At 68.8% G+C, this 20161-nt stretch carries 24 protein-coding genes; 12 read left to right on the top strand and 12 right to left on the bottom strand.

The genetic code is table 11. From position 1 onward, the window contains the following. The first annotated feature begins 111 nt into the window (after positions 1-111). Positions 112-1245, top strand: coding sequence for a radical SAM family heme chaperone HemW (gene hemW / locus BHE75_RS13250; protein ID WP_084653509.1), 1134 nt, complete (start codon positions 112-114; stop codon positions 1243-1245). A gap of 28 nt (positions 1246-1273) precedes the next feature. Here hemW and BHE75_RS13255 read toward each other — a convergent pair whose 3' ends face one another. After that, a complete protein-coding gene (locus BHE75_RS13255) occupies positions 1274-2467 on the bottom strand; it encodes a penicillin-binding protein activator (RefSeq protein ID WP_070934164.1) in 1194 nt (397 codons plus the stop codon). 11 nt (positions 2468-2478) lie between these two features. On the opposite strand from BHE75_RS13255, the gene rsmI reads away from it, so the two are divergent. Genes rsmI through BHE75_RS13275 form a run of 4 tightly spaced genes read left to right on the top strand, consistent with a single transcriptional unit; the run spans position 2479 to position 5288 of the window. Then, a complete protein-coding gene (gene rsmI / locus BHE75_RS13260) occupies positions 2479-3330 on the top strand; it encodes a 16S rRNA (cytidine(1402)-2'-O)-methyltransferase (protein ID WP_070934165.1) in 852 nt (283 codons plus the stop codon). Then, the gene (locus BHE75_RS13265) at positions 3327-3677 is read left to right on the top strand and encodes a YraN family protein (RefSeq protein WP_015457247.1); all 351 of its coding nucleotides are present in this window, start codon (positions 3327-3329) and stop codon (positions 3675-3677) included. Before rsmI ends, BHE75_RS13265 begins: the two co-directional genes overlap by 4 nt. A gap of 53 nt (positions 3678-3730) precedes the next feature. Next, positions 3731-4696: a glutathione synthase gene (gene gshB / locus BHE75_RS13270; RefSeq protein ID WP_015457248.1), complete on the top strand. Its 966-nt coding sequence runs from the start codon at positions 3731-3733 to the stop codon at positions 4694-4696. Continuing rightward, positions 4689-5288: a DedA family protein gene (locus BHE75_RS13275; RefSeq protein WP_015457249.1), complete on the top strand. Its 600-nt coding sequence runs from the start codon at positions 4689-4691 to the stop codon at positions 5286-5288. The genes gshB and BHE75_RS13275 overlap by 8 nt, the downstream gene beginning before the upstream one ends. Before the next feature lie 10 nt (positions 5289-5298). Here BHE75_RS13275 and BHE75_RS13280 read toward each other — a convergent pair whose 3' ends face one another. From BHE75_RS13280 to fsa, 3 genes are all read right to left on the bottom strand, one after another. After that, positions 5299-6171, bottom strand: a complete 873-nt coding sequence (locus BHE75_RS13280) for a tyrosine recombinase XerC (RefSeq protein WP_070934166.1) — start codon at positions 6169-6171, stop codon at positions 5299-5301. Positions 6172-6194: 23 nt separating this feature from the next. After that, positions 6195-6752 carry a DUF484 family protein gene (locus tag BHE75_RS13285; protein WP_015457251.1) on the bottom strand — a complete coding sequence of 186 codons (558 nt, stop codon included), beginning with the start codon at positions 6750-6752 and terminating at the stop codon, positions 6195-6197. Positions 6753-6834: 82 nt separating this feature from the next. Continuing rightward, positions 6835-7488 (bottom strand): fructose-6-phosphate aldolase, encoded by a 654-nt coding sequence (gene fsa, locus BHE75_RS13290; RefSeq protein ID WP_015457252.1) that lies wholly within the window; start codon positions 7486-7488, stop codon positions 6835-6837. Positions 7489-7661: 173 nt separating this feature from the next. Between fsa and BHE75_RS13295 the strand changes: the two genes are divergently transcribed. From BHE75_RS13295 to BHE75_RS13305, 3 genes are all read left to right on the top strand, one after another. Continuing rightward, on the top strand, positions 7662-9710 hold the full coding sequence (locus BHE75_RS13295; protein WP_070934167.1) for an alpha/beta hydrolase family protein: 2049 nt from the start codon (positions 7662-7664) through the stop codon (positions 9708-9710). Between the two features lie 114 nt (positions 9711-9824). Beyond that, positions 9825-10706: a dienelactone hydrolase family protein gene (locus BHE75_RS13300; RefSeq protein ID WP_070935870.1), complete on the top strand. Its 882-nt coding sequence runs from the start codon at positions 9825-9827 to the stop codon at positions 10704-10706. Beyond that, positions 10703-11317 (top strand): glutathione S-transferase family protein, encoded by a 615-nt coding sequence (locus tag BHE75_RS13305; protein WP_070934168.1) that lies wholly within the window; start codon positions 10703-10705, stop codon positions 11315-11317. The genes BHE75_RS13300 and BHE75_RS13305 overlap by 4 nt, the downstream gene beginning before the upstream one ends. Before the next feature lie 79 nt (positions 11318-11396). Here the strand turns inward: BHE75_RS13305 and BHE75_RS13310 are convergent, their stop codons facing one another. Beyond that, positions 11397-12128 (bottom strand): Bax inhibitor-1/YccA family protein, encoded by a 732-nt coding sequence (locus BHE75_RS13310; RefSeq protein ID WP_070935872.1) that lies wholly within the window; start codon positions 12126-12128, stop codon positions 11397-11399. A 113-nt stretch (positions 12129-12241) separates the two neighbouring features. Here BHE75_RS13310 and thpR point away from each other — a divergent pair, with 113 nt between their 5' ends. After that, entirely contained in the window at positions 12242-12775 is a 534-nt protein-coding gene (gene thpR, locus BHE75_RS13315) for an RNA 2',3'-cyclic phosphodiesterase (RefSeq protein ID WP_015457257.1), read from the top strand. A 19-nt stretch (positions 12776-12794) separates the two neighbouring features. On the opposite strand, the gene BHE75_RS13320 is transcribed toward thpR, so the two are convergent. From BHE75_RS13320 to BHE75_RS13335, 4 genes are all read right to left on the bottom strand, one after another. Continuing rightward, positions 12795-13274, bottom strand: coding sequence for a low molecular weight protein-tyrosine-phosphatase (locus tag BHE75_RS13320; RefSeq protein ID WP_070934169.1), 480 nt, complete (start codon positions 13272-13274; stop codon positions 12795-12797). Positions 13275-13367: 93 nt separating this feature from the next. Continuing rightward, the gene (locus tag BHE75_RS13325) at positions 13368-13919 is read right to left on the bottom strand and encodes a superoxide dismutase family protein (protein ID WP_015457259.1); all 552 of its coding nucleotides are present in this window, start codon (positions 13917-13919) and stop codon (positions 13368-13370) included. Positions 13920-14197: 278 nt separating this feature from the next. Beyond that, the gene (locus BHE75_RS13330) at positions 14198-14479 is read right to left on the bottom strand and encodes an ETC complex I subunit (RefSeq protein WP_015457260.1); all 282 of its coding nucleotides are present in this window, start codon (positions 14477-14479) and stop codon (positions 14198-14200) included. A 4-nt stretch (positions 14480-14483) separates the two neighbouring features. Continuing rightward, the gene (locus BHE75_RS13335) at positions 14484-14801 is read right to left on the bottom strand and encodes a 2Fe-2S iron-sulfur cluster-binding protein (RefSeq protein ID WP_070934170.1); all 318 of its coding nucleotides are present in this window, start codon (positions 14799-14801) and stop codon (positions 14484-14486) included. A gap of 83 nt (positions 14802-14884) precedes the next feature. Here BHE75_RS13335 and BHE75_RS13340 point away from each other — a divergent pair, with 83 nt between their 5' ends. Both BHE75_RS13340 and BHE75_RS13345 read left to right on the top strand, forming a co-directional pair. Continuing rightward, positions 14885-15550, top strand: a complete 666-nt coding sequence (locus BHE75_RS13340; RefSeq protein WP_070935874.1) for a DNA-3-methyladenine glycosylase family protein — start codon at positions 14885-14887, stop codon at positions 15548-15550. Positions 15551-15584: 34 nt separating this feature from the next. After that, the gene (locus BHE75_RS13345; protein ID WP_070934171.1) at positions 15585-16391 is read left to right on the top strand and encodes a transporter; all 807 of its coding nucleotides are present in this window, start codon (positions 15585-15587) and stop codon (positions 16389-16391) included. A 45-nt stretch (positions 16392-16436) separates the two neighbouring features. Here the strand turns inward: BHE75_RS13345 and BHE75_RS13350 are convergent, their stop codons facing one another. Further along, entirely contained in the window at positions 16437-18071 is a 1635-nt protein-coding gene (locus BHE75_RS13350) for a CTP synthase (RefSeq protein WP_015457264.1), read from the bottom strand. Between the two features lie 140 nt (positions 18072-18211). Further along, entirely contained in the window at positions 18212-18580 is a 369-nt protein-coding gene (gene secG, locus BHE75_RS13355; RefSeq protein ID WP_015457265.1) for a preprotein translocase subunit SecG, read from the bottom strand. A gap of 158 nt (positions 18581-18738) precedes the next feature. Between secG and BHE75_RS13360 the strand changes: the two genes are divergently transcribed. Continuing rightward, positions 18739-19344 (top strand): UdgX family uracil-DNA binding protein, encoded by a 606-nt coding sequence (locus tag BHE75_RS13360; RefSeq protein WP_070934172.1) that lies wholly within the window; start codon positions 18739-18741, stop codon positions 19342-19344. Between the two features lies 1 nt (position 19345). Here BHE75_RS13360 and BHE75_RS13365 read toward each other — a convergent pair whose 3' ends face one another. Then, complete coding sequence (locus tag BHE75_RS13365) at positions 19346-20161, bottom strand: aldo/keto reductase (protein WP_015457267.1); 816 nt, start codon at positions 20159-20161, stop codon at positions 19346-19348.

A 20161-nucleotide genomic window follows, 5' to 3' on the forward strand; every position in this document is an offset into this window, starting at 1 on the left:
GCGAGCGCCAGCGAGCGTCCCACGCCCGCAGCCTTCGAACCGGCATCGAGCCGGTCCGAAGGCTCCCCCCTCTCCCTTGCCCTCTCCCCAAAGGGAGAGGGAGAAGAACCGCTGGCCCTCTACGTCCATTGGCCGTTCTGCGTCTCCAAATGCCCTTATTGCGATTTCAACAGCCATGTCCGCGCCGAAATCGACGAGGCGGCGTGGCGGGACGCGCTGATCGCCGATCTCGCGCATGAAGCGGCGGTCGCGCCAGGCCGGCCGATCACCTCCATCTTCTTCGGCGGCGGCACCCCATCGCTGATGCACCCCGAAACCGTGGCGGCGGTGATCGCGGCGGCCGAGGGGCATTGGGGGCTGGCCGATGATGCGGAGATCACGCTGGAGGCCAACCCCTCCTCGGTCGAGGCGGCGCGCTTCGCGGGGCTGGCGGCGGCGGGTGTGAATCGCGTATCGCTGGGCCTGCAATCGCTGGACGATCGCATGCTCCATTTCCTGGGCCGCGCGCATGGCGTGGATGAGGGGCTGGCGGCGCTGGAGACGGCGCAGCGCCATTTCGGGCGGGTCAGCTTCGATCTGATCTACGCCCTGCCCGGCCAGAGCGAGGCGGCATGGGAGGCCGAGCTGGCCCGCGCCATCGGCTTCGGCACCGGCCATCTGTCGCTCTACCAGCTCACCATCGAACCGGGCACGCGCTTCGCCACCTTGGTGGAGAAGGGCGAGCTGGAGCCGGCCGATCCCGATCACGGCGCCACCCTGTTCGAGCTTACGCGCGACGTTACCGCGGCGGCGGGCATCCCGGCCTATGAGATTTCCAACCATGCCCGGCCGGGGCAGGAAAGCCGGCATAATCTGACCTACTGGCGCTATGGCGACTATCTCGGCGTCGGCCCCGGGGCGCACGGGCGGCGGGATGGCCATGCCACCTTCCGCCGCAAGAAGCCGGAAAACTGGCTGGCGGCGGTCGCCCGCAACGGCCACGGCATCGAGAGCGAGGAGGCGCTTCCCGCCGCCGACCGCGCGATGGAGGCGCTGCTGATGGGGCTGCGGCTGGCCGAGGGCGTGGACCTCGACCGCATCGCCCGGCGGAGCGGGCTGGGTGCGGACGCGCTGGTGGACGAGGCCGCGATCGGACGGCTGGCGAAGCTGGGCTTCATCCGCCGCCATGCGCAGCGCCTGACGGTAACGCCCCAGGGCATGCCCCTGCTGGATGCGATCCTGGGCGAGGTGGTGGCGGCGGGCTGAACCCGGCCGCCGCCCCAATCCTCGAGGCTTATTCCGCGAAGCTGCGCGGCGCCGGGGAAACGGTGGTGATGCCGCCGCTGCCGATCTGGTGCACCGCCAGCGCGCGCTGGGCGATGCCGTCCGCGCCGAAGCGGAAGGCGCCGTCGACGCCGGCAAAGCCGTCCTTGTCGGCCAGCGCCTTCACCGGGAAACGATCCCCCACCTTCCACTGCCCGGCGATGCGGACGGTGAGCAGCACCGCATCATAGCCCAGGCTCGCCAGCCGGTAGGGCGGCTTGCCGAAGCGGGTGCGATATTTGGTGGCGAGCTGGCGATACATATTCTCCTGCACGCTGGCGAACCAGGCGCCGCTCATCGCCGGATTGGCGGTGAGGGTGCTTTCGGTCGCCCACAATTCCGTGCCGATCACCTGGGCTTCCGCCCCGCCCGATCCCGCCTTGCGGATCAGCGGCACCGCCTGGATGGCGATGCGGCCGCCATCGGCGATCAGCACGGCTTCATAGTCGCCCGACTGGCCGAGCTTGGCGATCGCGGCCGAAAGCGATTTGGGGCTGCGATCGAAGGTCTGCAGCGAAACCACGCTGCCGCCCGCCCCTTCCGCCGCATGGATCAGCGCGTTGGAGGCATTGCGGCCGTAAAGCCCGGTGGGCATCAGGCCGGCGAACTTGCTGATCCCCTTGGTCCGCGCGAAGCGGACGGCGCGATCGATCGACTGGGCCGGCGAAAATCCCATGAGGTAGACGCCGTTGCCCGCGACGGTGGCGTCGTTGGAAAAGCTGATGACCGGCACGCCGGCCGCGCGCGCAGGGGCGGAAATCGCCCGCACGTCATCGGCAAGCAACGGCCCCAGGAACAGGCGGTTGCCATCGGCCAGTGCCTTCTGCGCGGCGACGGCCGCCCCGGTGGCGGTATCATAGGTGGTGATGCGCACCTTCGCCCCGCCGGTATCGAGCAGCGCGAGGTTCGCGGCATTGGCGATCGACTGGCCGACGGCGGCGTTCGGCCCCGTCATCGGCACCAGCAGCGCCACGCGATGCCGTTCCTGATCGGTGGGCAGGCCGGGGCCGACGGGGCGGGTTTCCTCCTTGGGAGGGGCCGGCGTGGCGGGCGGCGTCGTCTTGGGCACCATGGCCTGGCACCCCGCCAGGAACAGCGCGAGGCCCATTCCCGCCAGACGAAGAAAATTTCGGCGTGGTTGCGACCTCGACCCGGCCTCTGCCATGACATCATCCCATGCAACAGCCCCCTGACGAGGCCCTGACACCCGGCCTCTACATCGTCGCCACGCCCATCGGCAACTTATCCGATCTCTCCCCCCGCGCCGCATCGGTGCTGGCGCGGGCCGATCTGATCGCGGTGGAGGACAGCCGCGTCACCGCGAAGCTGCTCCAGCGCATCGGCACGAAGCGGCCGATGACGCCCTATCACGATCATAATGCCGATCAGGTGCGCCCCGGCCTGATCGACCGGATGGGCAGCGAGGCGATCGCGCTGGTGTCCGACGCCGGCACGCCGCTGATCTCCGATCCCGGCTTCAAGCTGGTGCGCGACGCGCGGGCGGCGGGGCATATGGTGACGACCATCCCCGGCCCCTGCGCGGCGATCGCGGCGCTGACGCTGGCGGGGCTGCCCACCGACCGCTTCTTCTTCCTCGGTTTCCTGCCGTCGAAGGAGAAAGCGCGCGCCGATGCGATCGCCGAGGTGGCGGGCGTCCGCGCGACGCTCATCCTCTACGAATCCGGCCCCCGGCTGGGCGCGGCGCTGGCGGCGCTGGCGGACGGGCTCGGCGACCGCGAGGCGGCGGTGGCGCGCGAGATCAGCAAGGCTTTCGAGGAATGCGTGACGGGCACGCTATCCACGCTGGCGGACCGCTATGCCGATGCGCCGCCCAAGGGCGAGATCGTGATCGTCGTCGGCCCGCCGGGCGAGGCGCCGGCGCCCGAGGCCGGCGATGTCGATGCCGCGCTGATCGATGCGATGGCCCGCCTGCCCGTCGCCAAGGCGGCCGGCGAGGTGGCCAGGGCCACCGGCCTTCCCCGGCGCGAGCTTTATGCCCGCGCCATGGAACTCAAGGACGGCGGATGAGCCGGCAGGCGGCGGAACGGCGCGGCAGGCGCGGCGAGCTGATCGCCGCCTGGTGGCTGCGGCTGCGCGGCTGGCGGATAATCGCGGCCCGCGCCCGCACCCCGGTGGGCGAGGTGGACCTGATCGCCCGGCGCGGCCGCACGCTGGCCTTCATCGAGGTGAAGACGCGCGCCAGCGAGGCCGATCTGGCGCTGGCGATCGACCGCCGCCGCCTGACCCGCGTGGCCCGCGCCGCGGAGATGCTCGCCCCCCGCCACGCCCGGCCGGACGACGCCATCCGCATCGACGTGATCCTGCTCCGCCCCCGCGCATGGCCGCGGCACATCGAGAATGCATGGCATGGGTGACTTTCGCCGCGCGCTCGCTTACTTGACCGGCCGAACCAGCGCGAGGCAGCCCCATGTCGCTTAAAGTCGCGGTCCAGATGGACCCGCTCGAAACCATCAATATCGCCGGCGATTCCACCTTCGCGATCATGCTGGGCGCGCAGGCGCGCGGCCATCGGCTGTTCCATTATAATGCGGGTGACCTCAGCTATCGCGACGGCCGCGTCACCGCGCCCGCGCGGCCGGTGACGGTGCAGCGCGTGGCGGGCGACCATTTTTCCGCCGGCGATCCGGTGGTGCTGGACCTTGCCGAGGATGTGGACGTGGTGCTGATGCGGCAGGACCCGCCCTTCGACCTCGCCTACATCACCGCCACCCATCTGCTGGAGCGTATCCGCCACCGGACGTTGGTGGTGAACGACCCGGAATCGGTGCGCAACGCGCCCGAAAAGCTGTTCGTGCTCGATTATGCCGAGTTCATGCCGCCCACCCTCATCACCCGCCGGCTGGAGGATGCGCGCGCCTTCCACGCCGAACATGGCGAGGTGGTGGTGAAGCCGCTCTACGGCAATGCGGGATCGGCGGTGTTCCATGTCGGCCGCAACGACGCCAACCTGGCCGCGCTGACCGAATTGTTCGGGCAGGTGTGGCGCGAGCCGTTCATGGTGCAGGCCTTCCTGCCGGACGTGGCCAAGGGCGACAAGCGCATCGTGCTGGTGGACGGCAAGCCCACCGGCGCGATCAACCGCCTGCCCAAGGATGGGGAGATCCGCTCCAACCTCGCCGCCGGCGGCCGCGCGGACGCGACCGACCTCACGGCGCGCGAGCAGGAGATCTGCGCCGCGATCGGGCCGGAACTGGCGCGGCGCGGGCTGCTGTTCGTCGGCATCGACGTGATTGCCGGGCACCTGACCGAGATCAACGTCACCTCCCCCACCGGCATCGTCGCCATCGACCGGTTCAACGGCACCGATACCCCGGCCGTCATCTGGGACGCGATCGAGGCGAAGCTCGCGGCCCGGGGCGTCACCCGTGGGTGATTGGGTCCGCGAGCTCATCGAGCAATCGGGCTATCTGGGCGTCGCCTTCCTGATGTTCGCGGAGACGGTGTTCCCGCCCATCCCTTCGGAAGTGATCATGTCGCTGGCGGGGCTGCAGGCGGCCAAGGGCGCGCTGACCCTGCCCGGCGTGATCGCCTGCGGCACGGCGGGCGCGATGCTGGGCAACACCTTCTGGTATCTGCTGGCGCGCGCGCTCGGCCTCCAGCGCTTCAAGCCGCTGATCGATCGCTTCGGCCGCTGGCTGACGATGGACTGGGCCGAGGTGCAGCGCGGCGAGAAATGGTTTCGCAGCCACGGCGCGGCCTTCGTCTTCTTTGGCCGGCTGCTGCCGACGATCCGGTCGCTGGTGTCGATCCCCGCGGGCCTGCTGAAGATGAGCCTCAGCCGCTTCCTGTTCTGGTCCACGCTCGGCACGCTGGGCTGGACGTCGCTGCTCGCCTCCGCCGGCTATGTGCTGGGCCAGCGTTACGCGATGGTAGATGAATATATCGGGCCGCTTTCCACCGCGATCATCGTGCTGCTGGTGCTCTGGTATTTCTGGCGGGTGCTGACCTGGCGGCCCAGCCGATAGCGGCCGGCTTTCAGGCGCGGGGATGGGCGTTGCGATAGACGTCCATCAGATGCGCTGCATCGACGGACGTATAGACCTGGGTCGAGGACAGGCTGGCATGGCCCAGCAATTCCTGTAGCGAACGCAGGTCCACGCCGCGCCCCAGCAGATGCGTGGCGAAGCTGTGGCGCAGCGCATGCGGCGTCGCGCTGCCGGAAAGCCCCAGCCGCCCCCTCGCGCCCCGCACCGCGCGGCGGACGATATCGGCGGAAAGCGGCCCGCCCCGCGCGCCCCGGAACAGCGGCATGTCCCGCGCGGCGCCCCACGGGGATTGCGCCAGATAATCCTCGATCGCCTCGCGCACGCGCGGCAGCAGGGGCACGATGCGCGTCTTGCCGCGCTTGCCGGTGACGCGGATCGCATCGCCCAGCGGCAGCACCGCCCCGGTCAGGCCCACCGCCTCGCCCACGCGCAGGCCGGAGCCGTAGAGCAGCAGCAGCACGGCGAGATCGCGCGCCGCGATCCAGGGCTGGCNCGCATCCTCGGCCACCTCCTCCGCCAGCGCCACCGCATCGGCGGGTGCGACGGGACGCGGCACGCCGCGCTTGACGCGGGGGCCGCGCAGGCGGGGCGCATCGCCGGCGACATGGCGCAGGAAGCCGCGCACGGCCGAAAGCTCCCGCGCGGCGGAGAGATTCCCGATGCCATCCCCCCGCCGCGCCGCGAGGAAGGCGCGCAGATCGGCCGGTTCCAGTGCCGCGAGCAGCGCCGCATCCACCGCCTGCCCGCGATGCTGGCCCAGAAAGGCGATCAGCCGGTGCGCCGTCGCCACATAAGCGCGCACGGTATGCGCCGACCGGCGGCGATCCAGCGCGAGATGCTTTCCCCAATCGGCCGCGAGCATGCGGGCGGGATGATCCTGAAGGCTTAGGGCAACCACCGCCCGATCATGCGCGAAACCGCCTGGCCAAGGAAGAGCAGCAATTCCGATCCGTGCCGTGTCTCGAAGCCTTGCGGGCGGCGCTGGCCGAGCGCCAGCAGGCCGGACGGCTGCGGCGGCGTGCCATCCAGCCGGATCAGCGCCTCGGCACGGATGAGATCGGAAGCCGGGCCGAACAGCGGATGGCCCCGCTCCACGCCGCGCAGCACCACCCCTTCGCCATCGCCGACGGCGCGTTCGAGCAGCCTGCGATCGACGATCTGGAGCCCGGACGCATCGGCGCGCATCGCCCCATCCTCGACGAACAAGGCGAGCGATACCGCATCGAGGCCCAGCGTGTGCGGCCAGGCCTGGGTGATGACGTGGATGAGATGATCGAGCCCGTCGGCTTCCAGCGCATCGATCACCGCCTGATGGATGGCGGCGACGGCGCCCGAATGGCCGCGCGCGAAGGCGATGAGGTCCTGATTGGCCTCTTCCACCTCCGCCACGCGCCGCCGGAGCGACGCGACCGCATGCCCTTCGAAATCGAGAAGCTGGCCCATGAGAGCCAAACTTACAGAGACTTGGTTAAAAAGCTACTGCCCACAACCATGCCTTGCGGGGCTGTGGGCAGCGACAGAAACCTTAGCCGATGGTCTGGCCGGTCTTGGCCCAATCGGCCAGGAAGCCCTGAATGCCCTTGTCGGTCAGCGGGTGGTTGAACAGCGCGCGGATCACCGCCGGCGGGGCGGTCATCACGTCCGCGCCGATCTTGGCGGCTTCGAGGATGTGGATCGGGTGGCGGACGCTGGCGACGAGGATTTCGGTCGCGAAATCATAATTGTCGTAGATGATCCGGATATCGGAGATGAGCTGCATGCCATCGAAGCCGATATCGTCATGCCGGCCGACGAAGGGCGAGATGAAGGTCGCGCCCGCCTTGGCCGCCAGCAGCGCCTGGTTGGCCGAGAAGCAGAGCGTGACGTTGACCATGCAGCCGTCGTCCGACAGCTTCTTGCAGGTCTTGAGGCCGTCGACCGTCAGCGGCACCTTGATGCAGACGTTGGGCGCGATCTTCCGCAGGATCGCCGCTTCCTTCATCATCGTGTCATGGTCGAGCGCCACGACCTCGGCCGAGACCGGGCCGTCCACCAGACCGCAAATCTCCTCGACCACCTCGAGGAACTTGCGGCCCGACTTGGCGATCAGCGAGGGATTGGTGGTGACGCCGTCCAGCAGGCCGGTGGCGGCGAGATCGGCGATTTCCTGGGTGTCGGCGGTATCGACGAAGAACTTCATGGGGCGATTTTCCCGAGCAGAATGGAGATGAAGGGTGATTCTTGGCGGCGCCTATAGCGCGTCCGCCCCGATCAGACGAATCGGCATTATCACGGGCGGCGGCCACCCTGCCCCCTTGCGGCCGGCCGCAAAAAGCGCGAGGCAAGGCGATCAGCTTAAGGGGCTAGAATATCATGATCTTACGCCTGGCCGCCGCGACGGCGCTCGCCCTCGTTTCCGTGCCCGCCATCTCCGCGCCCGCCGAAGGGCCGTCGCGCCTGCTGCAGGGCAGCGACCTTTTCTCGCTGGAAGTCGCCACCGATCCGCAGATCCGCCCGGACGGCGCGATGATCGCCTATGTCCGCCGGTCCAACGACGTGATGACCGATCGCGCCCGCGCGACGATCTGGCTGGTGGATGCCAAGACGGGCGCGCAGACCCCGCTGGTGGCCGGCACCGGATCGCACAGCCAGCCGCGCTGGTCGCCGGACGGCAAGCGCATCGCCTATGTCTCCACGGCCGAAGGCGGCGCTGCCCAGCTTTTCGTCCGCTGGATGGATACCGGCGCCACCGCGCGCGTCGCCACCCTGCCCGATGGCCCGAGCGCCATTTCCTGGTCGCCGGATGGAACGCGGATCGCCTTCATCATGTCCGTGCCGGACGAAGGGATGAAGCTGGGCACGCCGCCCGCCAAGCCCGAAGGCGCCAAATGGGCGCCACCGCTGGAGGTGATCTCCTCCATCGTCTATCGCGCGGACGGCGCCGGCTATCTGAAGCCGGGCTACGATCATGTCTTCATCGTTCCCGCCGATGGCGGCGCGCCGCGCCAGCTCACCTTCGGCGCCTTCAACCATGATGGCCCGCTGTCCTGGACGCCGGACGGCCGGACCATCCTGCTGAGCGCCGATCGCAGCAAGAACTGGCAGCGCGAGCCCAACAATCCCGAAATCTACGCGCTGGACGTGGCGACGGCGAAGCTGACCGCGCTCACCGACCGCCTCGGCCCCGATGCGCGGCCGGTGGTGTCGCCGGACGGCAAGCGCATCGCCTATCTGGGCTATGACGACAAATATCGCGGTTACGAGAACGCGCTCCTCTATGTGATGGATCGCGACGGCGGCAATGCGCGCGCAATCACCACCGCGCTGGACCGCAGCATCGACGATGCCGAATGGGCGGCGGACGGCCGCTCGCTCTACGTGCAATATGACGATCACGGATCGACCCGCGTCGCCCGCGTGACGCTGGACGGCAAGCTCACCACCGTCGCCACCGGCATGACCAGCAGCCAGATCGACCGTCCCTATTCCGGCGGATCGTTCAGCGTTGCCCGCAACGGCGCGGTCGCCTTCACCAGCGGCGATCCGCAGCGTCCGGCGGACGTTTCCATCGCATCCGGCGGCAAGAGCCGGCGCCTGACCCGGCTCAACGAGGAGCTGCTGGGCGCCAAGGCGCTGGGCCAGGTGCGCCAGATCCCGGTGAAGGCGGCGGACGGCCGCGCGATCGATGCCTGGCTGGTGACGCCGCCCGATTTCGATCCGGCGAAGAAATATCCGATGATCCTGGAAATCCATGGCGGCCCCTTCGCCGCCTACGGCCCGGCCTTCGCCAGCGACAACCAGCTTTATGCGGCGGCGGGCTATGCGGTGCTCTACGTCAACCCGCGCGGATCGACATCCTATGGCGCCGAATTCGCCAACCTGATCCACCACGCCTATCCCGGCGACGACTATGGCGACCTGATGGCCGCCGTGGATGCCGCCATCGCCACCGGATCGATCGATGCCGACAATCTGTTCGTCACCGGCGGATCGGGCGGCGGCGTGCTGACCGCCTGGATCGTCGGCAAGACCGACCGGTTCAAGGCGGCCGCCACCCAGAAGCCGGTGATCGACTGGGCCAGCTTCGTGCTGACGGCGGACATGACGCCCTTCTTCGCCAAATATTGGTTCGGCAAGTTCCCGTGGGAGGACCCGCAGGCCTATTGGAACCGCTCGCCCCTCTCGCTGGTCGGCAACGTCAAGACGCCGACCCTCGTCGTCGTCGGCAGCGAGGATTATCGGACGCCGGTGAGCGAGGCCGAGCAATATTATTCGGCGCTCCAGCTCCGCGGCATCCCCACCGCGCTGGTGAAGGTGCCGGAAGCGTCGCATGGCGGCATCGCCGCCCGCCCGTCGCAATCGGCCTCCAAGGCATCGGCGATCCTCGCCTGGTTCGATAAATATCGGGCCAAGCCGCAATAAGGGCGCGTTCGGGGGGATTCGGCGAGTCCGCCCCCCCGACATTCGGAAGCGCTGGCCTTCATCCCCCGGGGCGGGTTACACCATGCCGCCCCGGATGGGATGGAGGGAGAGGCGATGACCGACAAGGATCTCCGTGCCCGCGCGATCGCGCTCTACGACCGTTTCACCCACGATCATCATGACCGCCGCGCCTTCCTGGCGGAACTGACCACGCTGGCCGGGAGCGCCGCCGCCGCCAACGCGCTGGCCGCCGCCATCGCCGCCGATCCCGCCGCCGCCGCGATCGTGCCCGCCGACGACAAGAGGCTCAAGACCGGCGAGGCGAGCTGGAAGACCGGCACTGACCGGACGATGACGGGCTACCGCGCCAGCCCCGCCAATGCCAAAGGCCCCCTGCCCGCCGTGCTGGTGATCCACGAGAATCGCGGCCTCAACGATCATATCCGCGACGTGACGCGCCGGGTGGCGCTGGAAGGCTTCCTGGCGGTGGCGCCCGATTTCCTTTCGCCCGCGGGCGGCACGCCGGCGGACGAGGCGAAGGCGCGCGAGATGATCGGCGCGCTCGATCTCGCGGCCGCCGTGCAGGATGGCGCCGCCACGGTGCGCTGGCTGAAGACCGACAAGGCCGGCAACGGCAAGGTCGGCGCGGTCGGCTTCTGCTGGGGTGGCGCCATGGCCAACCGGATCGCCGTTGCGGCGGGATCGGCGCTGGGCGCGGCCGTGCCCTATTACGGCCCCGCCCCCGATCCGGCCGAAGCCGCCAGGGTGAAGGCGGCGATGCTGCTCCATTATGCCGGCACGGACGAGCGGGTGAACGCCACCGCCAAGCCCTGGATCGAGGCGCTGAAGGCGGCCGGCGTGCCGGTGCAATCCTATTTCTACGAAGGCACCTTCCACGCCTTCAACAACGACACCTCGGCCGAACGCTACAACAAGGCGGCGGCCGATCTTGCCTGGGACCGGACGATCCGGTTCCTGAAGGAGAGGCTGGGATGAGCGAGCTGATATTCTACACCAACCCGCAGTCGCGCGGACGCATCGTCCGCTGGATGCTGGAGGAGGTCGGCGCCCCCTATCGCACCGAGGTCGTCGGCTACGGCCCCGCGATGAAGGGGCCGGATTATCTGGCGATCAACCCGATGGGCAAGGTGCCCGCGATCCGCCATGGCGGCGCCGTCGTCACCGAGGCGGCGGCGATCTGCGCCTATCTGGCCGATGCCTTCCCCGCCGCCGGCCTGGCGCCGCCCACCACGGAGCGGGCGGATTATTATCGCTGGCTGTTCTTCGCGGCCGGCCCGATCGAGGCGGCGGTGACGGACAAGACGCTGAAGGCGGTGCCCACGCCCGAGCAGCGCGCCTTCGTGGGCTATGGCTGCTACGAGAATGTCGTCGACGTGCTGGATGTCCTGCTCTCCGAACGGCCCTATTTCTGCGGGGAAAGCTTCACGGCGGCGGACGTCTATGCCGGATCGCAGATCGCCTTCGGCCTGATGTTCAAATCGATCGAGGAGCGCCCGTCCTTCCGCCGCTATGTCGATCGCATCCAGGCGCGCCCGGCCTATGCCCGCGCCGCCGAACTGGACGATGCGGCGGCCGCCGCGGCCTGAACCTCGGCCCTCCCCCGCACAAGAAAAAGGCCCGGCGGATCGCTCCACCGGGCCTTTTCCATGCGCCTCGCGGCCAGGATCAGTCGCGATTGCCCATGAGCTGGAGCAGGAAGGTGAACATGTTCACGAAGTCGAGATACAGCGACAGCGCGCCCATGATGACCGTCTTGCCGACCATGTCGGTGCCGGCCACGTAGAAATACATGCTCTTGATCTTCTGCGTGTCATAGGCGGTGAGGCCCGCGAAGATCAGCACGCCGAGGAAGCTGATCACCAGCGCCATCCCGCTCGACTGCACGAACAGGTTGATGAGGCTCGCCACGATCAGGCCGACGACGCCCATGATCAGGAAGGTGCCGAAGGCCGAAAGGTCGCGCTTCGTGGTGTAGCCGTAGAGGCTGAGGCCGGCGAAGGCGGCCGCGGTCGCGAAGAAGGCCTGGGCGATGTCGACTTCGCCATAGATCAGGAAGATCGTGGACATCGAAAGGCCCATCACCGTCGCGAAGGCCCAGAACAGCGCCTGCGCCGCGAAGGTCGACAGCCGGTTGATGCCGAAGCTCAGCACCATCACGAAGGCCAGCGGCGCGAGGATGATTACCCAGCGCAGCGGCCCGCCCGAGAACACGGCTTCCGCCATGCCCGAACGCGCGAACAGATAGGCGACGATGCCCGTGAGCAGCACGCCCGATGCCATGTAATTATAGACCGAAAGCATGTAGGAGCGCAGACCCGCGTCGATCGCGGCGTCGCGCGTGCCGGCGGCCGTCGGCCTCGCCGCTGCGGTCGTCCGGGGGTCGGACCAGTTTGCCATCGCCATCAAACTCCATATCCGCGGTCGCAATTCGCGCCGCTCAGGGCCAATATCGGCGGATTGCCGCGCCTTTTCAACGGAGACACCTGTAACATGATATTGCGGAGAAGCCCATGCACCGGCTGTTCGTAGCCATCCGGCCGCCGCGCGCGATGCGGCAGGCGCTGCGCGGCATCATGGGCGGCATCGCCGGCGCGCGCTGGCAGGATGATGCACAGCTCCACCTGACCCTGCGTTTCATCGGCGAGGTGGACCGGCATGTGGCGGAGGACGTGGCGGCGGCGCTGGGCGCGATCCACCATCCGCGCTTCCTGCTGGCGCTGGACGGGCTCGGCCAGTTCGACCGGCGCGACCGGATCGACAGCCTGTGGGCGGGCGTGACCCCGCATGATGAGGTGACGGCGCTCCACAACAAGGTGGATCAGGCACTCACCCGCGTCGGCATCGCGCCCGACACGCGGGCCTTCCTGCCCCACATCACCATCGCCCGCTTCGGCCGGCATGCGGGGCCGGTGGAAGCGATGCTGTCGCAGGCCGCCGGGCTTTCCGGGCCGGCCGAGGAGATCGACAATTTCTGCCTCTACGAAAGCCGGCTGGGCAGCGAGGGCGCGACTTACGAGATCGCGGCCCGCTACCCGTTGGATTGAAAGCCGCTGAAACCCTGTCTCAGCCCTTCAGCCGGTCCGCCAGCCCGCGCGCGCCGGCCACGACATCCGCCCAGGTGATGTCGAAACCCGCCTCGTCGCCATAATAGGGATCGGCCACCGCCTGCCCTTCCCGACCCGGCACATGATCGAGGAGCAGCGAAAGCTCCGCCGTCGCGTCGGCCGGGCTCAGCGCGCGCAGATCGGCGAAGTTATTGGCATCGAGCGCGACGATATGGCTGAACCGCCTGAAATCGTCCGGCGTCACCTGGCGGGCGCGATAGCCGGAAATGTCGATGCCGTTGCGCCGGGCCACCGCCTGGGCGCGCTTGTCCGGCGCGTGGCCGAGATGCCAGTCGCCCGTGCCGGCCGAATCGATCTGCGCATCCAGGCCGATCCGCGCCGCTTCCTCGCGGAAGGCGGCCTCCGCCAGCGGCGAACGGCAGATATTGCCGAGGCAGACGAACAGCACGGCGGGCCTGGACGAAGCATCGATGGACAAGGGCGATCTCCCGGAAACGAACCGGGCGGCCTTAGGCCAAAGCGGCTTCGCGGAGAAGCCGCCCGGAGCCCAGGGCCGCCCGTGAACGGAAGATCAGTTGGGAACGACCACCCCGCAGGCGATGCGGCCACCGCTATTGCCGGTGGGATCGGTGCGATAATCGTCCGGCGATGCGTGGACGACCAGCGCCGCGCCGTCCGCATCGATCAGCGGATTGTCGCCGCCCGTCAGCCGCGCGCCGGGAATGGTCGCCTCGACGCGGCCGGCCCCGTCGGTGCCGACGATCAGGTTGGGCAGGTCGCCCCAATGCGGGCCACCCTGCGCATCCTTGCCGTGGACCATGTGGGTGGGGTTCCAATGGGTGCCGGCGCTGACGAAGCCCGGCCCCTCGCACAGGCCCACCATGTGGAGGTGCAGGCCGTGGGCGCCCGGCGGCAGCCCCTGGCCCTCCACCGCGACGCGGACGCCGCCGTCAAGCTGGGTGAGCGTGGCGCTTCCCAGCGACGCCCCGTCCGGCCCGGCCAGCGCGACGCTGGCGGTGGTGGCGGCCGGCGCCGGCGGCTCCGCGCCGCCGCCCGCGCCGCTGGTGGCGCAGGCACCCAGCATCCCCGCCATGGCGAGCGGCAATATCGTGAGGTAGCGCATCATCTTCTCCCTATTCGCCCGTATCGATCCGGTGGCGTAACGCTCGACCATAAGGTCGGTTGCAGCGAACGGGAACCGGGCATGTGGGAAAAGCGGTTGCAATCTCGGGATTGTTCCGCCGGAATCGGATGAAATGCCGCACCCGCCGGCATCCCATGACGCCGGCAGCCGCCCCTGCCCGCTCGGGCCGGGCCTTTCGACCCGGCTCGACACGAACGGAAGTTTCCGGTGCATCCGGCCGGGCGAGGCTCGCGAAGCGCCCGCCACGGCCCGATCACTTAAAGGAAATTCTCCGCATAGGTGCGGATGCGCAGCGTCTTGGGCGCGGCCGGCACGACCGACGCGGTAAGGCCCTCGGCCTCCGCATAGGCCCGCGCCTTGTCCAGCGACGGGAAGACCAGCCTCACCTGCTCGCGCGTGTCGCCCGATCCGGCCCAGCCGGTGAGCGGATCGGGGCGCTTCGCCTCGCGCGGTTCATATTCCAGCACCCACTGGCCGGCGCGAGCGCGGCCGGACTGCATGGCGTTCTTCGACCGCTGGTAGATGCGGGCGGCAGGCATAGGATCAATCCTCCGGTGCGATGGTGACGCGCAGCCCGTCCAGCTCTTCGGTGAACGGGATCTGGCAGGACAGGCGCGAAGTCGCGACGCGATGGTCGGAACTGTCGAGCAGGTCGTTCTCGTCGTCGCCCATGGGCTTGAGCTTGTCGAAATCGGCCGCGTCGACATGGACATGGCAGGTCGCGCAGGAACAGCAGCCCCCGCACAGCGCCAGAAGCTCGTCAAAGCCGTTGTCGCGGATATTTTCCATCACCGTCAGGCCAACCTGGCCATCGACGACCTTCTCTTCCCCTTCGCGCGTGACGACGAACAGCTTCGGCATTATGGCTTCTCCCCTCGCTCATGCGAGCCTGTTTACGGGCGGCTATGTCTGTCCAAGCCAGCGAAATCAAGGGCGGACGCGACATGGGATTGACGGCGGAACAGCTGAAGGCGGGGCTGGATGCACTGGCAGGCTTCGAAAATGCCTTCGCGGTGCGGCTGGGCGAGATCGGCTATCCCGAGCTGCGCATCCGGGCGCGCGGCTATGAGACGCTGCTGCGCACGATCATCGGCCAGCAGGTGAGCGTGCATGCCGCGAACGCCGTGTGGAACCGGCTGGAGGCCGCGCTGGGATCGGCGGCGGACCCGGCGGCGATGGCCGCGGCATCGGACGAGACGCTGCGCGCGGCGGGGCTTTCGCGGCAGAAAAGCGGCTATGCGCGCAGCCTTGCCGATCATGTCACCTCCGGCCGGCTGAACCTCGAATCCCTGCCCGACGATGATGAGGAGGCGATCGCCCAGCTGGTCGACATCAAGGGCATCGGCCGCTGGTCCGCCGAGATCTATCTGCTGTTCGCGGAAGGGCGGACGGACATGTGGCCGGCGGGCGATCTTGCCGTCCAGATCGAGGTGGGAAGGCTGATGGGCCTCGCCGATCGCCCTTCGGAAAAGCTGACGCGCGAGATCGCGGAAAAATGGCGGCCGCATCGCGGCGCGGCGGCGATCTTCACCTGGCACAGCTATGGCGAGGCCGCGAAGGCCGCCCGAAAGACCGCGTCGGCCGCCACCGCCGACAAGCTTCCTCTTTGATGGGGTGACACCCAACCGGAAACAGGCCCCCCGCATGATCCACCGCCCCGCTTTGGCCGCCCTGCTGCTCGGGGCGATCGCCGCCGGCCCCGCCGTCGCCGGGGAAGGCCGCGATCTCTGCCCCGACCGGCCGGGAATCGGCACCCCGGCCTGCACGCTCGATCCGGGCCGGGTGCAGATCGAGGCCGGGATCGGCGACTGGACGATGGATCGCCAGGCGGACAGCCGCACCGATACCGTAAGCGCGGGCGATTTCCTGCTGCGCGTGGGCCTTGGCGAACATATCGAGGCGCAACTGGGCTGGACGGCCTTCGGCCACGTCCGCACGCGCGACAGGGCGACCGGCGCGGTGGACAAGGCTTCGGGGGTCGGCGACGTCACCCTGGCCGTCCGCCGCAACCTCGCCCGGCCGGACGGCGGCGGCTTCGCGGTCGCGGTGCAGCCTTATGCGACGCTGCCGGCCGGCGGCCATGCCATCGGCGCAGGCGATTGGGGCGCGGGCCTCCTGGTGCCGCTCAGNTACGATCTTTCCGATCGTTTCCAGATCGCGCTGACGCCGGAAATCGACGCCGCCGTGGACGAGGACCGCGACGGCCGCCACCTTTCCTACGGCACCGCCGCCGGCCTGGGCGTGGCGATGAGCGAGGCGGTTTCGGCAACGATCGAGATGGCCGCCTATCGCGATCGCGATCCCGCCGGCCATTCGACGCAGCTGCTGGCGGGCCTCTCCTTCGCCCTGCAATCGGGCGAGGATATGCAGTTCGATGCCGGCGCCAATGCGGGGCTGAACCACGCGACGCCGGATATCGAGCTTTATCTGGGAATTACCCGGCGTTTTTAAGAAAGCGCGGGAACCGTCCTTTCCGGCCGGCCCCCGCGCCCGGCGTCAGACGAGCCGGCTCTGCTCCAGCGCCGCCGCCACGAAGCTGGCAAACAGCGGGTGCGGATCGAACGGCTTGGACTTCAGTTCCGGGTGGAACTGCACGCCGATGAACCAGGGATGGTCGGGCCGCTCGACGATCTCGGGCAGGGCGCCGTCGGGCGACATGCCGGAGAAGATCAGCCCCTTGGCTTCCAGCGGCTCGCGATAGTTGATGTTCACTTCGTAGCGATGGCGATGCCGTTCCGAAATGTCGGTGGCATTGTAGATCGAGGCGACCCGGCTGTTGCCGGAAAGCCGCGCCGGATAGGCGCCCAGCCGCATCGTGCCGCCCAGATCGCCGTCGGCCGTGCGCACTTCCATGCCGCGCGCCGATTTCCATTCGGTGATGAGGCCGACGACCGGATTCTCGGTAGGCCCGAATTCCGTGGTGGAGGCATCGGCGATGCCCACCAGGTTCCGCGCGCCTTCGATGCAGGCCATCTGCATGCCCAGGCAAATGCCGAAGAAGGGCACGTTGCGTTCGCGGGCGAAGCGGACGGCGGAAATCTTGCCTTCCGATCCGCGCTCGCCGAAGCCGCCGGGCACGAGGATGGCGTGGCACGGTTCCAGGCTGGCGGCGATGTCCGATTCCGGCGCCTCGAACAGCTCCGAATCGATCCAGCGGATGTTCACCTTGACCCGGTTGGCGATGCCGCCGTGGACGAGCGCCTCGTGCAGCGACTTATAGGCGTCGAGCAGGCCGGTATATTTGCCGACGACGCCGATCGTCACCTCCCCTTCCGGGTTGACGATGCGGTCGACGATATCGTCCCAGCGCGAAAGATCGGGCGATCCCGCCGCCTCGATGCCGAAGGCGGCCAGCACCGCGCGGTCCAGCCCCTCGGCATGATATTGCAGCGGCACGCCGTAGATGGTGCTGGCATCGAGCGCGGGGATCACCGCATCGGCCGGCACGTTGCAGAACAGGGCGATCTTGGCGCGCTCGCTGGCGGGCAGCGGCCGATCCGAACGGCAGACCAGCACGTCGGGCTGGATGCCCAGCGAAGTGAGGTCGCGCACCGAATGCTGGGTCGGCTTGGTCTTCAGCTCGCCCGCCGCCGCGATATAGGGCACCAGCGTCAGGTGCACGAACACCGAATTGCCCCGGCCCAGATCGTTCCGGAGCTGGCGGATCGCCTCCATGAAGGGCAGCGATTCGATGTCGCCCACCGTGCCGCCGATCTCGCACAGCACGAAATCCAGGTCGTCCGTCTCCGCGCGGGCGAATTCCTTGATCGCGTCCGTCACGTGCGGGATCACCTGGACGGTGGCGCCCAGATAGTCGCCGCGCCGTTCCTTGGCGATGATGTTCTGATAGATCCGACCCGTGGTGATATTGTCGGACTGGCGGGAAGGAACGCCGGTAAAGCGTTCATAATGGCCGAGATCGAGGTCCGTCTCGGCCCCGTCGTCCGTCACGTAGACCTCGCCGTGCTGATACGGGCTCATCGTGCCCGGATCGACGTTGAGATAGGGATCGAATTTCCGAATGCGGACCCGATAGCCACGCGCCTGCAGGAGGGCAGCAAGACTTGCCGCCATGAGACCCTTGCCGAGCGAGGAGACCACGCCGCCGGTGATGAATATGTACCGCGCCATGGGAGAAATGGCTTAGCCGCGAGTGGAGGTAGGGAGCAAGGCAGGAACTCCAAAAAAACGACCGAGCGCGCCAGCGAAGCCGCCGACGCGTGAAGGCCGGTTATGCGATGGACGGACGCCCGGTCATCCGGGCGCCGGGATCATTGCGCGAGCGGAACCGCGCTGTTGGCGGGCGCCGCCGCGTCATTGGCGGGCACCGCCGGCGCCGTGGGAGCGGCGGCCGGAGCCTCGCCCTGCGGCGCGGGCTGGCGGGCGAGCGACTGATCGATCTCGCGCGGGGCGCGCTGCATCGTCGCCATCGCGGCCAGGCCGATCGACATGACGATGAACAAGGTGGCGAGGATCGTCGTCGCCCGCGTGAGGAAATCGGCCGCGCCGCGCGCGCTCATCAGCCCGGTGGGGCTGCCGCCGACGCCCAGGCCGCCGCCTTCCGAACGCTGCATCAGGATCACGGTGACGAGCGCCGCCGCGATGATCGCGTGGACAACGAGAAGGAAGGTGAACAGCATCGGCGATCGATCTTTCGGCAAGGCTTGCGGCTTCGCGGCCGGATATGGACGTCGCCTCTACAGATTCAACCCGCCGGGTTCAACCGCGCCGATGGGGGAGAATAGCGCCCCGCCCCGCGTTGGATGCATGGAACGCCCCTGGAAGCACGGGAAAGGGCATGGCCGATCGGCCCGAAAAGGAATGGCGAAGCCTGCGCGAGGCGGCGGCCGGCTGCCGCCGCTGCGACCTCTGGCGCAACGCCACGCAGACGGTGTTCGGCGAAGGCCCGGCCGATGCCGCGCTGATGCTGGTGGGCGAGCAGCCGGGCGATCAGGAGGATCGGCAGGGCCGCCCCTTCGTCGGCCCGGCGGGGCGGATGCTGGATCGCGCGCTGGCGGAAGCCGGCATCGACCGGGACCGCGTCTACCTTTCCAACGCGGTCAAGCATTTCAAGTTCGTGCCGCGCGGCAAGCGGCGGCTGCACCAGAAGCCGGACGGGGGCGNGATCGCGGCCTGCCGCTGGTGGCTCGATCGCGAACGGGCGCTGGTCCGCCCCCGCGTCACGCTGGCGCTGGGGGCCACGGCCGCCCGCGCGCTGATCGGCAAGGTAGTAACGATCGGCGGCACGCGCGGCCGGACGATCGAACTGGCGGACGGCGGCCTCGGCCGGGTGACGATCCATCCGAGCTTCCTGCTGCGGATCGCCGACAAGGCCGATGCGCGCGCCGAATATGAAAGGTTCGTGGCCGATCTGGGCGCCGCGCTGACGCTGGCGGAAGGGTGAGCTACATCGACATGGGATCGGGGCCGTGCCGCCCGTCCGGGCTGTCCAGGGCATCGATCGCGGCCATGTCCTCCGCATCCAGCCGGAAATCGAGCGCGCCGAGATTTTCCCGCAGCCGCGCCTCGCTGGATGTCTTGGGGAAAACGATCAGCCCCTTTTCGATATGCCAGCGGGTCAGCACCTGCGCGGGCGTGCGGCCGTGCCGCGCGGCGATCCGGGCGATGGCGGCATCGTCCAGCAGCCGGCCCCGCCCCAGCGGCGCCCAGCTTTCGGTCGCGATGCCGTGCGCGGCGTGGAAGGCGCGCAGCTCGCGCTGCTGGAAGCCGGGGTTCAGCTCCACCTGGTTGACCGCCGGCACCACGCCGGTTTCGCCGATGATCCGTTCGAGATGGGGGATGGCGAAGTTGGAGACCCCGATCGACTTCGCCTTGCCCTCGTCCCGCGCGCGGATCAGCGCCTTCCAGCTTTCGACATAGAGGTCGCGCGACGGCACCGGCCAGTGGATGAGATAGAGGTCCACGCTCTCCGTGCCGAGATTGGCGAGGCTGCGGTCGAGCGCGGCCAGCGCCGTATCGAAGCCCATGTCCGCCATCCACAGCTTGGTGGTGACGAAAACCGGCTTGCCCGAAGCGCGGACGGCGGCGCCCACCTCCGCCTCGTTGCGATAATAAGCGGCGGTATCGACCGATCGGTAGCCCAGCCGGATCGCCGCCGCGACCAGCGGCTCGGTATCGGCCGGCGGCATCTGGAACACGCCCAGGCCGAATTGCGGAATATCGCGGCCGTCGTTCAGGGCGATGGTGGGCTGGTCGCTCAT

The sequence above is a fragment of the Edaphosphingomonas haloaromaticamans genome (assembly GCF_001853345.1).
GTDB classification, from domain to species: Bacteria; Pseudomonadota; Alphaproteobacteria; order Sphingomonadales; family Sphingomonadaceae; genus Sphingomonas_E; species Sphingomonas_E fennica.

What these genes read in the sequence shown, in the direction of transcription:
- gshB (WP_015457248.1), top strand. Translation starts at nt 3,731, where the DNA reads ATGTCGCTTAAAGTCGCGGTCCAGATGGACCCGCTCGAAACCATCAAT.
- BHE75_RS13285 (WP_015457251.1), bottom strand. Translation starts at nt 6,752, where the DNA reads ATGGGCCAGCTTCTCGATTTCGAAGGGCATGCGGTCGCGTCGCTCCGG.
- BHE75_RS13295 (WP_070934167.1), top strand. Translation starts at nt 7,662, where the DNA reads ATGATCTTACGCCTGGCCGCCGCGACGGCGCTCGCCCTCGTTTCCGTG.
- BHE75_RS13255 (WP_070934164.1), bottom strand. Translation starts at nt 2,467, where the DNA reads ATGGCAGAGGCCGGGTCGAGGTCGCAACCACGCCGAAATTTTCTTCGT.
- BHE75_RS13310 (WP_070935872.1), bottom strand. Translation starts at nt 12,128, where the DNA reads ATGGCAAACTGGTCCGACCCCCGGACGACCGCAGCGGCGAGGCCGACG.
- BHE75_RS13300 (WP_070935870.1), top strand. Translation starts at nt 9,825, where the DNA reads ATGACCGACAAGGATCTCCGTGCCCGCGCGATCGCGCTCTACGACCGT.
- BHE75_RS13340 (WP_070935874.1), top strand. Translation starts at nt 14,885, where the DNA reads ATGGGATTGACGGCGGAACAGCTGAAGGCGGGGCTGGATGCACTGGCA.
- BHE75_RS13325 (WP_015457259.1), bottom strand. Translation starts at nt 13,919, where the DNA reads ATGCGCTACCTCACGATATTGCCGCTCGCCATGGCGGGGATGCTGGGT.
- fsa (WP_015457252.1), bottom strand. Translation starts at nt 7,488, where the DNA reads ATGAAGTTCTTCGTCGATACCGCCGACACCCAGGAAATCGCCGATCTC.
- rsmI (WP_070934165.1), top strand. Translation starts at nt 2,479, where the DNA reads ATGCAACAGCCCCCTGACGAGGCCCTGACACCCGGCCTCTACATCGTC.
- thpR (WP_015457257.1), top strand. Translation starts at nt 12,242, where the DNA reads ATGCACCGGCTGTTCGTAGCCATCCGGCCGCCGCGCGCGATGCGGCAG.
- BHE75_RS13350 (WP_015457264.1), bottom strand. Translation starts at nt 18,071, where the DNA reads ATGGCGCGGTACATATTCATCACCGGCGGCGTGGTCTCCTCGCTCGGC.
- secG (WP_015457265.1), bottom strand. Translation starts at nt 18,580, where the DNA reads ATGCTGTTCACCTTCCTTCTCGTTGTCCACGCGATCATCGCGGCGGCG.
- BHE75_RS13365 (WP_015457267.1), bottom strand. Translation starts at nt 20,161, where the DNA reads ATGAGCGACCAGCCCACCATCGCCCTGAACGACGGCCGCGATATTCCG.
- BHE75_RS13335 (WP_070934170.1), bottom strand. Translation starts at nt 14,801, where the DNA reads ATGCCGAAGCTGTTCGTCGTCACGCGCGAAGGGGAAGAGAAGGTCGTC.
- BHE75_RS13265 (WP_015457247.1), top strand. Translation starts at nt 3,327, where the DNA reads ATGAGCCGGCAGGCGGCGGAACGGCGCGGCAGGCGCGGCGAGCTGATC.
- BHE75_RS13305 (WP_070934168.1), top strand. Translation starts at nt 10,703, where the DNA reads ATGAGCGAGCTGATATTCTACACCAACCCGCAGTCGCGCGGACGCATC.
- BHE75_RS13330 (WP_015457260.1), bottom strand. Translation starts at nt 14,479, where the DNA reads ATGCCTGCCGCCCGCATCTACCAGCGGTCGAAGAACGCCATGCAGTCC.